This window comes from Actinomadura kijaniata, from assembly GCF_014138665.1.
Taxonomy (GTDB): domain Bacteria; phylum Actinomycetota; class Actinomycetes; order Streptosporangiales; family Streptosporangiaceae; genus Spirillospora; species Spirillospora kijaniata.
Window position 1 is genome coordinate 704419 of sequence record NZ_JACJIA010000004.1, and the last position, 12344, is coordinate 716762.

Genomic DNA, 12344 nt, shown 5'->3' on the forward strand with positions numbered 1-12344 from the left:
TGCCCCCGGCTCACGCCGGCCCGCCGGGCGAGCCCCGCGATGCGCGAGGAGCCGGTGGAGGAACAGGGGGACGGCCGGAGCGCATCCCTCACGAGCACGTTCACGCGTCCATCCGCGTCGCCCGCCCGGCCCTCCCGCCGGGAACGGGATTACGCACCGGGACGCGCCGGTGCGGGTCGCAAGGGAAGATCACCGGCATCACACGTCAAGCGCTGGCCCTGGCGAGATGCGGCTGGAGGAGAGCCGGGCGTTGGGGCGCGCCCACGTCCGAGTTCGTTCCGTCCGGACGGGGACGCGCGGACACCGCCAAGGCCAGTGAGGCGCGAGCCTCCTGGGCGAGTGTCGTGGGCCAGGGCTTTGTGGCGGCGCTAGGAGACGCGGATGTCCAGGGGGACCGTGCGGAGGGTCAGGGCCCGGTGCAGGCGGGTGGCCTCGGCGGTGAGGCGGTTGGCCCCGCGGCGGGCGACCAGGGCGTCCAGCTCCGGGAGGGAGCCGGTCGCTCCCGTGGCCTCGACCGTCCGGACGGCCAGGGTGAGCAGGGCCGTCAGGCCGGAGGGGGCCCGGCGGCCGGGGACCGGCAGCAGGTGGGGGAGGGCGTCGCGGACCGCCGCCCACACGTGGGCGTGCGCGCCCTCGGCCGCCACCTCGGCCAGGGCGTCGGTGACGCGGCCGAGGACGACCTGGTCGTGGACGACCAGGGTGGCCAGGGCCGTGCCCAGGTCCGGCGGGGGCTGGTTGCGGGCGCTCAGGACCAGCAGCGCCCTGACCGCGCCCCGGCGTACCTCGGGGGAGCGGGACCCCAGCCCGAACACCAGGGCCGTCGCCGTCGCGGGGCCCGCGGGGCCGTCCGCCCCGGCCAGCCCGCGCAGCGTCGCCCCCTGGCCGTGGTCGCCCTCGCCCCACCGCACCAGGTGGGGCAGCAGGTGGGCGGCGGCGATCTCGCGGTGGGACGGCAGCACCGCGGGCCACCAGTCGTGCGGGCCGAAGAACGACGCGGGCGGGCGTGGCCAGAGCTCGTCGTGCTGGATCGAGCACAGCCGTTCCATGTCGGGCGGGACGGCCGTCGGCAGCGTGACCGTCGCCGTCAGGGAGTCGGGCGGCCCGCCCCGGTGGGGGCGCCGGGGGCCGTCGCGCTCGCCGGTGGGCGCGCCCGCCGGGAGGAGGGGGACGGGACGGTCGGCCTCCGTCAGGGTCACCGTGACCTCCGGGTCGGGCAGGCCGCCCGCCGCCATCCAGGCGCGGACCGCGCGGGCCGCCCGGGAGGTCAGATGGGAGGTCGGGGCGGCCGCGCCCCGGGGGAGGCGCAGCAGCGCCTGGACCAGGTCGGCCGGGCCCGGCTCGACGCCCGCGGCGGCCAGGCGTTCCAGCCGGCGGACCAGGACGGAGGGGTCGAGGTGGCCGCCGGACTCGGTGGGGGTGGCCAGCAGCACCGGGGAACGGCCGATCGTGCTGACGATCTCCCGCATCCGCCAGATCAGGAAGCGGTGCGGGACCGGCTCGTCGTCGGAGCGCTCGTACCAGGCCGCCTTCCGGTGGAACCGCATGAGCGGGGCGAGGCCGTCCTGGCGGTGCGCCGGGGACAGCACGGCCCGCACGGCGCAGGTCACCCACTCCTCGGGGGTGCCCATGTTCAGCGTGGCGGTGATCGTGCCCGGCCGGCCCGCGCCCGGCAGCGCGCGGACGAACGCCTCCCGCAGCCGGTCGGGCGCGCGGAACGACAGCTCGACCAGGGCCGCCATCAGCCGTTCCGCGGCGGGCCAGGAGCGGTCGCCGGACAGGTGGAGCGCCACCGCCTCGGCGGGCGTGGTCAGCGGTGGGGGCAGGGGGCGCGGCCGGTACGCCGGGGGCGCGGGCGGCGCGGGCGGCTCCGGCTCGGGGGCGGTCAGGCGCTCGCGCAGCTCGGCGGGGAGGACCACGGCGGCGTCCCGGACGAGGCGGCGGGTCTCCTGCGACGCCAGGGCGAGATGCTTGGCGGCGGCCTTCGCCGCGCGGTCGCGCAGGGCGGGGGAGCCGAACGGCGCGGTCAGGGCGAGCAGGGTCGCGTCCACCCGGTCGCGCTTGCGGGCCGAACGGTCCGCCCAGGTCAGCGCCGCGCCCGCCAGCTTGCGTTCGGGGCGGGCCAGCAGGTGCCCGGCCGCCTCGGCGAACGGCTCGACGTCCAGGCGCCCGGCCTCGTCGATCCGGCGGACCCGCTGGAACGCGGCCGCCGCCACCGGCGCGGGGGCGTCGGCCAGCAGCAGCACGTAGGCGCGCAGCCGCGCCGCGGTCTCGTCGGGGGTCGGCTCCAGGGCGTCGTGCAGCCGCACGAACCAGTACAGGTCCTGGGGGCGGCCGCCGAGCTGGAAGCGCTCCAGGCACAGGTCCAGGACCGTCCCCCGGTCCAGGCGGCCCGAGCGCGTCAGGCCGAGCACCGCGTCCGCCCACGACGCCTGCCGGTCGTCGCCCGGCTTGTCCCACACCAGGCGGCGGCCGAGGCCCTCCACCCGGAACATCCGGGGCAGCAGGGCGTCCAGGAACGGGTCGTCGGCCAGCCGCTCGGGCCGCCCGCCCCACACCACCCAGTTCACGACGAAGCCGTCGCCCAGCGGGGGCGTGTCGCCGGCCAGCGCGGCGGCCAGGTGCCACAGCGAGGCGTCCTGCCAGGTCAGGTCGGTCGCGCGGAGGCGTTCGGCGGCGCGGTGGGCGACCTCGGTCCGCCACTCGGGCGGCCGGGACGCCGTGACCGCCGCGACCGGGCCGGTCAGGTCGGCGTGGCCGGGCACGGCCGACCACGGCCGCAGCTCGGGCCGGGCCAGCCAGTCCGCCGCCTCCTCGGGGTCGTCGAACACGCCCGCCCCCGCCACCAGCAGCGCCAGCGCGCGGCCCCGGTCGGCGGGGTCGCGCGCCGCGCGCAGATATCCGGGCAGTTCCCGGGCCACGTCCTGCCGGGTGGACCGGTCGAGACCGCCGATCCACGCGACCAGGGCGGGCACGTCGGCACCGTCGAGCAGTGCCCGGGCCTGTCCCCACACGGTCGTCGCCATACCGCACAAGGTAGGCGCGGATACCGACATTCTGCGGTGACGCGCGATCGCCGCAGGTCAGGACGGGGATGTTCGCTGGAGCGGGGGTGTGCTCGGGTGCGGCCGGAGGCGGGGTACGCTCGATGACGTGCGCAGGTTCCTCACCCCCGGCTGGCTCGGCCTCCACGCGATCGCGATCTTCCTGGTCGTCGCCTTCCTCGGCTTCGGCTGGTGGCAGTTCGATCGCGCGCAGGCCGGCAACGACCGTAGCTGGGCCTACACCTTCGAGTGGCCGATCTTCGCGATCTTCGTGGTCGTGATGTGGATCAAGATGATCCGGGACGAGCTGAACGGCACCGAGACCACCAAGGGCCCCAAGGTCATCGAGGAGCCCGCCGAGGCGTCGGTCAAGCGGGAGATCATCCGGCAGCAGGAGGAAGAGGATCCCGAGCTGGCGGCCTACAACCGCTACCTCGCGCGGCTCAACTCCGAGACCCACCGGCGCGACTGACCCCGCCGGCGCGACCGAGCCGCCGGACCCCGTACTGGACCGCGCCCGCCGGGCGCGCTGAGAAAGGTGTGATCTGTGGAAGCGGCCATCAACCGGTACCGCATCCTGGCGCTGATCGTGGGCGTGATGCTGCTGCTGGTCGTCTTCGTGGGGATGCCGATCCGCTACATCGGGGGCAACGGCACCCCGTCGGCGATCATCTCCCCGATCCACGGCGCGCTCTACATCGTCTACCTGGCGCTCGCCTACGACCTGTGGCGCAAGGCGGGGTGGCCGCTGCAGAAGATGGTGGTCATGGTGTCGGCGGGGCTGATCCCGTTCCTGGCGTTCTTCGTCGAGCGCAAGATCGTCGCCGAGGCGAGGGAGACCGCCGCGCGGGGGAACGTGAAGGCCGGCAGCGCCTGACCCCTGGACCGGGCACCGCCGCCCCGCATATCGTTGACTCAGTCAAACATATGCGGGGAGGAAGGCCGTGCCCGAACCGGATGCCGACCAGATCACGACGGTCCGCGCGTTCAACCGCTTCTACACCGGCGTCATCGGGGTGCTCGGCGACAGCCTGGTCCAGTCGCCCTACAGCCTGACCGAGGCCCGGCTGCTGTTCGAGCTGGCGCAGCGCGACGCCACCGAGGTCGCCGACCTGCGCCGCGCCCTCGGCCTGGACCCCGGCTACCTGAGCCGGATGCTGGCCCGCTTCGAGACCGACGGCCTGGTCGCCCGCGACCGGTCGCCCGGCGACGCGCGCCGCCAGGTCGCCCGCCTCACCGCGCGCGGCCGCGAGGTGTTCGCCATGCTGGACGAACGCTCCGCCGGCGAGATCCGCGCGCTGCTGGCCGGGCTCTCGGAGGCCGACCGGCGGCGCCTGCTCGGGGCGATGGAGGCCATCCGCGGCATCCTCGGCGACGCCCCGCGCCCCGCCGCCCACACGCTGCGGGAGCCGCGCCCCGGCGACCTCGGCTGGGTGGTGCACCGCAACGGCGTGCTCTACGACGAGGAGTGCGGCTGGGACCGCAGCTACGAGGCCCTGGTGGCGTCCGTGGTCGCCGACTACGTCGAGCACCACGACCCCGAACGCGAGAACGCCTGGATCGCCGAGGCGGACGGCGAGCCCGTCGGCAGCGTCTTCTGCGTCCGCCGCGAGGAGAAGGTCGCCCAGCTGCGCCTGCTGCACGTCGAGCCCGCCGCGCGCGGCATGGGCGTCGGCCGGGCGCTGGTGGACCGGTGCGTGCGGTTCGCCGCCGACCACGGCTACGAAGAGCTCATGCTGTGGACGACGGCGCTCCAGAAACCCGCCCACCGCCTGTACGAGCGCGCCGGGTTCGTCCTCGCCGAGCAGGAGCCGCCCACCCGCCGCTTCGGCGACGAGATCCACGGCCAGATCTGGCGCCGCGCGCTCTGACCCGGGCCGTGCCGTCCCCGGGCGCACCACGGCCCGCGGCGGTCCGGAGACCGGCGCGGGCCGTGGGTCTGCGCTTTTCACCGGGCGGTCCTCGACGGGGGTCAGGACGTGGGTGAAGGACCGCCCGGGAGACGGGTCGGAGAGTGCGTCACCTCCCTTCCCCGACGCGCGGGCCGGCGCTGGTGGCGCTGACGGCGCTGACGGACGGCGGGAGGGCCGGGCCGGCGGCGGGTGCTCGGTGCCGCCACCGGCCCGGCGGTGAAGGACTCCGGTGCCGCGGGGGCGTACGGCGCCGGGGCCCCGTGGTGGTCGGAGGCCGCCGTCCCGCGGGCGGGGCCGCCGGGGCGGCGGGCGCGTGCCCGCCGCCCCGGTGACGTCCGCAGACCTGTCGCCGCACCGCGCTCCTGCGACGACAGGCCCGCCGCGTGCCCACCGCGAACGACCCTCCCGGTCCCCCTGGGGGCGGGGCCGGGGCCGGGCGGCCGAGGGCCCGAGGTGTGTCACCGGCCGCCGCCGTCACCGCGGGCACCGTCGGGGGGCGGTGCGGGATGCGGTGCGGCGTGCCGGGAGCGCCCTCGGCCGTCCGGGCCGGGTCGTCGGATGGGCGGCCCACCGGATCGGTGACGGGGCCGGGGTGCCGGGCGCCGGCCGTGGCCGCGCGGACCGGTGCGGGAACGGCGGTCCGCGTCGCCGCCCGCCCCGTCCGCCGCGTCCACTCCATGCCCGGCCCCCTTCTCGGCCCGAGGGTTCCGGAGCCGGGCCGGCTTTACCGGTCCCCGACCTTCTCCATCACCCAACGTCACGATCTCGTTGCGGAAAGTACCCCCGTGTCATGTGGGCGTAAACCCAGGTCAAGGAAGATTCCCGAGATCACCTGCGACTTTGCCGGGAGAAGGGGGAAACGCGAGGTGATCAGTCGAGCTGACGGAGCGTGAGGGCCGCCGCGTACAGCACCGTGCCGCGGGTGGTGCGCGGATCCACCCCGGTGAGCTCGGCGGCCCGCGCGAGCCGGTTGTCCACGGTGTTGGGATGGACGGCGAGGGCCCGCGCGGCGCGCCGCCGGTCGAGGTCGCAGTCCAGGAACGCGCGCAGCGTCGCCAGCAGCTCGGGCCTGCCCTCCAGCGGCGCGAGCAGCCCGGCGACCTGCGGGGCGCTGTCGGGCGACCCGCTGAGGTGGTAGTCCAGCAGCACGTCGGGCAGCTCGTAGACGCCCGGCGGGCGGCCGGTCGCCTGCGCGATGCGGGCGATGCGCGCCGCCCGGCCGGCGGCCTGCGGGACGTCGGCGGTGCCGCGCGACCGGGCCGCCCCGACGATGACGCGTTCGCCGCCCGCCCCCGGGTCGGTCAGCAGGGGGTCCAGCTCCGCGCGCCGCCCGGCCGCCGACGCCGGCAGCAGCACGTGCGCGCCGCGCGCGTCCAGCAGCGTCAGCGCCGTCCCCTCGGCGAACCCCTCCAGCCGGGCGCGGACGCGGCGCAGCACCCGGCGCTCCACGACCGGGCCGGCCCCGTCCGGCAGCCGCAGGTTCAGCACCAGGTAGGCCGGGGCGAGCGGGATGCCGAACCGGGCGGCGGTGGCGCGCGCCGACTCGCCGGTCAGCAGGGCGCGGGCCACCTCGCGCAGCGCCTCGCGGCGCTCGGCCAGGATCGCGGCGCGCTCGTTCTGGTACGCCTCGACGACCTCGCCGACCACCCGCCGCAGGCCGCGCAGCTGGTGGCGGGCCAGCCACAGCAGCGCCTCCTCCTCGCCGGGACGGGCCGCCGCGCACACCGCGTCCCACACGACCTCGGCGCCGATCAGGTAGGTGCGCACCAGCACGGCCAGGTCGACGCCCTCCTCGGCGCGCTGGGCGGCGCGCTCGCGGAACAGGCGCAGGTCGTCCTCGCCGACCGGGGCGCCCATCGCGGTGTGCAGGAACTGCCGGATCGCCACCCGCGCGGTGCCCGCGATCTCCAGGTCGCGCATGTCCCCGGGCAGCTCGTCGTAGTCGGGCAGCACGGCGAAATGGCGCTCGGCCAGCTCGCGGGCCAGCCGGTTGACCTGCCCCTCGCAGCGCGCGGCGATCTCCGCGGCGGCATGGCGTGCGGTGATGGCGCACCTCCCTCGGTCGTGGCAGGGATTGTGACATGTCACAACGCGCGGCCGGTCGGGGTGGTCCCCCGGGCGGTTGTCCGGGGCCGCGCCCGGCGGAAAAGTGATCGTCGTCCCCGCCGAGGAACCGAGAGGCCCGTCATGCCCGAACCTCCCGCGCGCCGCGCCTGGACGGTCGTCGTCCTGCTGTTCTTCTTCATGGCCGTCAACTTCATGGACAAGGCCGTGCTCGGCCTGGCCGGGCAGCGCATCCGCGACGACCTCGGCATCGGCGACACCGCGTTCGGGACGATCGGCAGCGCCTTCTTCCTGCTGTTCAGCGTGGCGGGCGTGGCGGTCGGGTTCCTGGCCGACCGGGTCCCGGCGCGGCGGCTGCTGGCCACGATGGTGGTGCTGTGGAGCGCGGCGCAGCTGGTGGTCGCGCTGCCGGCCGCCGGGTTCGCCACGCTGATCGTCACCCGGATCGTGCTGGGCGCGGCCGAGGGGCCGGCGTTCCCGCTGGCCAACCACACCGCGTTCGGCTGGTTCCCCGACCGGGAGCGCACCCTGCCCGGCAGCGTGCTGACCGTCGGCGGCGCGACCGGGGTCGCGGTCGGCGGGCCGCTGCTGGCCGTGGTGATCGGCCAGTGGGGGTGGCGCGCGGCGTTCGCGCTGACCGGCGCGCTCGGGCTGGTGTGGCTGGCGTTCTGGCTGCGGCTGGGCGGCGAGGGGCCGTACGCGGCGCGCCGGCGGGACGCCGCGGCGGACGGGCCGCTGCCGCCGTTCCGGCGCCTGCTGGGCCGGGGAACGGTCCTGGGCTCGCTCGCCTGCGGGTTCGCGGCGTTCTGGATGATGGCGGTGGCGATGACATGGCTGCCGCAGTACCTCCAGCGCGTCCACGCCTACAGCCTTGAGGCCGCCAGCCTGATGGCCGCCGGAACGCAGGTCGTCGGGATCGTGTTCATCCTGGCGATCGGGCAGGCGGCGCAGCGGATGCTGCGGGCCGGGCGGTCCAGCCGGGTGGCGCGCGGCCTGCTCGGCGGCGCCGCCGTGCTGACGTCGGGCCTGGCGATGCTGCTGCTCACCCGTGTCGGCGGGGGAGCGGCGCTGGTGGCGGTGATGCTGGTGGCGTTCACCGTCGGCAACTCGTTCTTCGGGCTCATGTCGTCGGCGCTGGCCGAGATCGCCCCGGCGGCGCGGCGCGCGGCGCTGCTCGGCACCGTGACGGCGGTGGCCTCCACGGCGGGCGCGTTCGGGCCCGCGCTGTCGGGCGCGCTGGTCGAGCGCGCCGGATCCGCCGCGGCGGGCTTCGGCCACGCCTTCGACCTGTGCGCCCTGCTGATGATCGCCGGCGGCCTGCTGGCCGCCGCGCTGATCCGCCCGGCCCGCGACCGCGCGGCGCTGGGCGTCGCCGAAACCCCCGAGAGGATCCCCGCGTGACCATCGACATCCGCGACCACGCCGACCGCGTGTGGCGCGGCGAGCTGGACGACAGCATCACCCACACCGGCATGAACGGCGCCGGCGTCGTCGACGTCGCCGACGGGCTCGGCTGGCAGCCCGGGTTCGGCAACGCGGTGGCGTTCCGGACCGACGACGGGCTGGTGCTGTTCGACACCGGCAACCAGTACACCGCCGGGCAGCTGCACCGGAACGTCCGGGAGTGGTGCGACGCGCCGCTGACCACGGCGTTCTACTCGCACGGGCACATCGACCACGTGATGGGGATGGCGCCGTTCGACGCCGAGCCGGGACCCCGGCCGCAGGTGGTGGCGCACGAGAACGTCCCGGCCCGCTTCGACCGCTACCTGCTGACGCACGGCTACAACACGGTCATCAACCGGCGGCAGTTCCAGGCCCCGGAGCTGACCTGGCCGACCGACTACCGGTACCCGGACGTGACGTTCCGGGACGGGCTGACGGTGACGCGGGGCGGGCTGACGTTCGAGCTGTTCCACGCCAAGGGGGAGACCGACGACGCGGCCGTGGCGTGGGTGCCCGAGCACCGGCTGCTGCTGCCGGGCGACCTGTTCATCTGGCTCGCGCCCAACTGCGGCAACCCGCAGAAGGCGCAGCGCTACCCCCGGGAGTGGGCGCACGCGCTGCGCCGGATGGCCGCGCTCGGCGCGGAGACCATGATCCCGTCGCACGGCTTGCCCGTCTTCGGCGCCGAACGCGTCCACCAGGCGCTCACCGAGACCGCCGAATGGCTGGAGGGCATCGTCGAGCAGACCCTCGCCATGCTCAACGACGGCCGCCGCCTCGACGACGTCGTGCACGCCGTCAGGCCGCCCGCCCGGCTGGCCGACCGGGTGTACCTGCGGGCCCGGTACGACGAGCCCGAGTTCATCGTGCGGAACCTGTGGCGGCTGTACGGCGGCTGGTACGACGGCGACCCCGCCCACCTCAAGCCCGCCCCCGCCGCCGACCTGGCCCGCGCGCTGGCGGACCTGGCGGGCGGCGCCGCCCGGCTCGCCGACGCCGCGCGCCGCGCCGCCGGCTCCGGCGACCTGCGGGTGGCGGCGCACCTGGCGGAGCTGGCGGTGCAGGCCGACCCGCAGAGCACCGGCCTGCACGAGGCCCGCGCCGAGGTGTACGCGGCACGGGCCGCCGCCGAGTCGTCGCTGATGGCCCGGGGCGTCTACACGTGGGCGGCCGACGAGTCCCGCCGCGCGGCCGGGGACGAGACGGCGGCGAGGCCGACGGTCCCCCGGCTGATCGGCTAGGGCGTGTTCCAAAGCCCTGGCCCACGGCGCTCGCCTGGGGGCTCGCTTCCTACCAGGTCTTGGCGAGCGCGGCATCGCTTCGCGATCCGACCTGCGGGCCCTCGCCTTCGGCGTCGGGCCCGCTGGTCAGGTCACGCGCTCGCGCGCGTGGCCCGGGCCCCCTTCGAAACAGGCCCTAGTCGAGGAGGGCGGCGGCCTGTTCGCGGGCTCGGCGGAGCCATTCGCCCCGCTGGGCTCCGGTGGAGTCGGTGACGGTGCGGAAGACGGTGCGCCTCACGTCGGTGACGCCGACGTAGGGCAGCACGCACGCGGCCCAGACCCGCTGGAGCGGGTCGCCGAACTCCTCGCGTTCGCGGTCCCCGGGGGTGTCGGAGGTGTTGAGCACCAGCGCGCGTCCGGCCTTCAGCAGCCCGGCGGGCTCCCCGTCGGCGGCGCCGAGCTTGTAGGCGACGCCGGGGACCAGGACCCGCTGCACCCACCCGGTCAGGACGGCCGGGGGCATGCCCCACCAGTTGGGGTGGACGAAGACCATGGCGTCGAGCGCGGCGACCTCCCTCCGGTGCGCCTCCACCCGCGCGTCGGCGGAGGAGCCCGCGTCCTGGACGGTCCCGGTCTCGGCGGCCGTCAGCACCGGGTCGAACCCCTCGGCGCACAGGTCGTGCGCGAGCACCTCGCACCCGCGTCCGCGCAGCTCGTCGACGACGGCGTCGGACAGGGCGTGGTTGAAGCTGCCCGGCCGGGGATGGGCCAGGTACACGGCGACGCGCATGATCGTCCTCCTCGGGTCGGGCCGATCATAGGGGCCGGGACGCCGGAGGCCTCCTCTCGGCGCCTTCGGGGGACCGGGCGGCGAGGCGGTGCGCGATCTCCGACAGCGCGACGGCGGCCACGGCGACCACGGCCGCGAGCGGGCCGAGCAGGTGCGCGCCGGTCCAGGCGATCCCGGCGGCCCCCAGCACCCCCGACAGCGAGATCGCGAGGTAGAGGACGGCGGCGTTCAGCGACACCAGGACCGGGGCCGCCGCCGGGTCCAGGGCGATCAGGCGGGTCTGCTGCGGGGTGGTCACGGCGTAGGCGGTCAGCGCGTAGCCGACCGTCATCGGCAGCGCCAGCCCGTACGACCCCCGGGCCAGCGGCAGGAGCAGCAGCGCCACCACCACCGGCCCGGCACCAGCGCCAGCACCCCGGCCGCGCCGAGGACCGTCAGCGCCACCAGGAACCACACCGTCGCCCGCCAGCCCAGCGCGTCGCCGAGCGCGGTGCCGAGGGGCGCGCCGAACGCGGTGGCCGCGGCGAAGCCGGTGGTGACCGTGGCGATCGCCCGGCCCCGGCGTTCGGCGGGGACCAGGGCCGCCGCCGTGACCGACGCGGCCGGCACGAACAGCCCCGCGCCGCCGAGGAGCTCTTCTACGCCGAGGGGATCCGCGGGGTGGGCGTGGAACGCCTGCTGGCGGCGTCCGGGGTGGGCCGCGCGTCGTTCTACCGGCACTTCGCCGGGAAGGACGACCTGGTCGCGGCGGTCCTGCGGGAGCGCGACGAGAAGTGGCGCCGCGAGCTGGACGCGGAGGTCGCCGCGCGCGGGGGCCACCCCCTCGCCGTGTTCGACGTGATGGCCGGGCGGTTCGAGCGGGAGGACTTCCACGGCTGCTCGTTCGTCAACGCCATGGCCGAGACCGGCGACCGCGACCACCCCGTCTACGCGCTGGCCGAGGAGCACAAGCGCGCCGTCGCCGACTTCTTCGGGCGGCTGCTGGCGGACTCCGGCCATCCCGCCGGCGGGGCCGGGCGCGAGGAGCTGGCGCAGCGCCTGGTGCTGCTGCTGGACGGGGCGATCGTCACCGCGCTGCGCGACCGTTCCGCCCGCCCCGCCCTGCGCGCCCGGGCGATCGCCGAACTGCTGCTCGCCCAGGACGCGGAGCTCAGCCCGTCCGGCTGAGGTGGCGCAGGGCCAGCAGGCCGCCGACGCCGGGCACGGCGGCGCGCCACCGGGCCCCGGCGCCGGCCGGGACCAGCCAGGTCGCGGCGAGGGTGGCCAGGTAGGCGGTGCCGTGGACCGGACCGCCGAGCGAGGTGATCACTTCGGTGTGGACGGTCGCCAGGTTGACCAGCAGGAGGGCCAGCGAGAGCGCCTCGACGGCGGCGGCGACGCGGAGCGCGCGCATCGGTCACGCCCCCGTGGTGGAGCCGGGGCGGACGATCATCAGGACGGTGACGGTCGCCCACAGCAGGTTGAACACGCCGGTCACCATGGACAGCCGGGCGGCCGTCGCGCGCGTCACGCCCGTGTTCGCTCCCGTGTCCATCCCCGTGTCCGCTCCCGTGCCCGTCGCGGCCAGCAGGCGCTGCTGGCCGGGCAGGATGGCCCCCACCAGCAGGATCGCGGCGACCGTGGTCAACGCGATCGACGTCACCAGCCAGGCGTCGCCCAGCACCCCCATGCGGGCGCCGGTGGCCGCGCCGAACGCCGGCACGGCGACGCCCACCACGGTGTAGCCGCGGCAGACGCGGTACAGGAACGCGGCCGTGCCGGGTGACTCCCGCGCGTACCGGGGGAACAGCGAGGCGGCCACCGCGACCGGCCCGATCGCCAGGATCGCCGCCAGGACGTGGATCGACAGCAGCAGTTTGGTCATGCGGGC

Annotated in this window: 13 protein-coding genes; 6 read left to right on the top strand and 7 right to left on the bottom strand. The window is 76.3% G+C overall.

Annotation, left to right across the window (positions count from 1 at the left end):
• Positions 1-368: 368 nt before the first annotated feature.
• Positions 369-3023 carry a DUF6493 family protein gene (locus HNR61_RS19310; protein WP_182844511.1) on the bottom strand — a complete coding sequence of 885 codons (2655 nt, stop codon included), beginning with the start codon at positions 3021-3023 and terminating at the stop codon, positions 369-371.
• A gap of 127 nt (positions 3024-3150) precedes the next feature.
• On the opposite strand from HNR61_RS19310, the gene HNR61_RS19315 reads away from it, so the two are divergent.
• The 3 genes from HNR61_RS19315 to HNR61_RS19325 all read left to right on the top strand — a co-directional run bounded on the left by HNR61_RS19315 (position 3151) and on the right by HNR61_RS19325 (position 4912).
• Positions 3151-3513 (top strand): hypothetical protein, encoded by a 363-nt coding sequence (locus HNR61_RS19315; RefSeq protein ID WP_182844512.1) that lies wholly within the window; start codon positions 3151-3153, stop codon positions 3511-3513.
• 75 nt (positions 3514-3588) lie between these two features.
• Positions 3589-3918, top strand: coding sequence for a DUF3817 domain-containing protein (locus tag HNR61_RS19320; RefSeq protein ID WP_182844513.1), 330 nt, complete (start codon positions 3589-3591; stop codon positions 3916-3918).
• Between the two features lie 67 nt (positions 3919-3985).
• Positions 3986-4912 (top strand): bifunctional helix-turn-helix transcriptional regulator/GNAT family N-acetyltransferase, encoded by a 927-nt coding sequence (locus HNR61_RS19325; RefSeq protein ID WP_182844514.1) that lies wholly within the window; start codon positions 3986-3988, stop codon positions 4910-4912.
• A 912-nt stretch (positions 4913-5824) separates the two neighbouring features.
• Here HNR61_RS19325 and HNR61_RS19330 read toward each other — a convergent pair.
• The gene (locus HNR61_RS19330) at positions 5825-7042 is read right to left on the bottom strand and encodes an RsbRD N-terminal domain-containing protein (RefSeq protein WP_182844515.1); all 1218 of its coding nucleotides are present in this window, start codon (positions 7040-7042) and stop codon (positions 5825-5827) included.
• Positions 7043-7141: 99 nt separating this feature from the next.
• Here HNR61_RS19330 and HNR61_RS19335 point away from each other — a divergent pair, with 99 nt between their 5' ends.
• Positions 7142-8419, top strand: coding sequence for an MFS transporter (locus HNR61_RS19335; RefSeq protein ID WP_182844516.1), 1278 nt, complete (start codon positions 7142-7144; stop codon positions 8417-8419).
• A complete protein-coding gene (locus tag HNR61_RS19340; protein WP_312897972.1) occupies positions 8416-9705 on the top strand; it encodes an alkyl sulfatase dimerization domain-containing protein in 1290 nt (429 codons plus the stop codon). The genes HNR61_RS19335 and HNR61_RS19340 overlap by 4 nt, the downstream gene beginning before the upstream one ends.
• Positions 9706-9880: 175 nt before the next feature.
• Here HNR61_RS19340 and HNR61_RS19345 read toward each other — a convergent pair whose 3' ends face one another.
• Genes HNR61_RS19345 through HNR61_RS47910 form a run of 3 tightly spaced genes read right to left on the bottom strand, consistent with a single transcriptional unit; the run spans position 9881 to position 11083 of the window.
• The gene (locus HNR61_RS19345) at positions 9881-10474 is read right to left on the bottom strand and encodes an NAD(P)H-dependent oxidoreductase (protein ID WP_182844517.1); all 594 of its coding nucleotides are present in this window, start codon (positions 10472-10474) and stop codon (positions 9881-9883) included.
• 25 nt (positions 10475-10499) lie between these two features.
• Entirely contained in the window at positions 10500-10859 is a 360-nt protein-coding gene (locus HNR61_RS47905; protein ID WP_246443021.1) for an MFS transporter, read from the bottom strand.
• Entirely contained in the window at positions 10802-11083 is a 282-nt protein-coding gene (locus HNR61_RS47910) for an MFS transporter (RefSeq protein ID WP_376770261.1), read from the bottom strand. The genes HNR61_RS47905 and HNR61_RS47910 overlap by 58 nt, the downstream gene beginning before the upstream one ends.
• 51 nt (positions 11084-11134) lie before the next feature.
• Between HNR61_RS47910 and HNR61_RS47915 the strand changes: the two genes are divergently transcribed.
• Positions 11135-11641 (top strand): TetR/AcrR family transcriptional regulator, encoded by a 507-nt coding sequence (locus tag HNR61_RS47915; protein ID WP_425544507.1) that lies wholly within the window; start codon positions 11135-11137, stop codon positions 11639-11641.
• Here HNR61_RS47915 and HNR61_RS19355 read toward each other — a convergent pair.
• Positions 11625-11867 (bottom strand): DUF3817 domain-containing protein, encoded by a 243-nt coding sequence (locus HNR61_RS19355; protein ID WP_182844518.1) that lies wholly within the window; start codon positions 11865-11867, stop codon positions 11625-11627. The two genes, HNR61_RS47915 and HNR61_RS19355, sit on opposite strands and share 17 nt — an antisense overlap.
• Before the next feature lie 3 nt (positions 11868-11870).
• Positions 11871-12338, bottom strand: coding sequence for a hypothetical protein (locus HNR61_RS19360; RefSeq protein ID WP_182844519.1), 468 nt, complete (start codon positions 12336-12338; stop codon positions 11871-11873).
• Between the last annotated feature and the right edge of the window lie 6 nt (positions 12339-12344).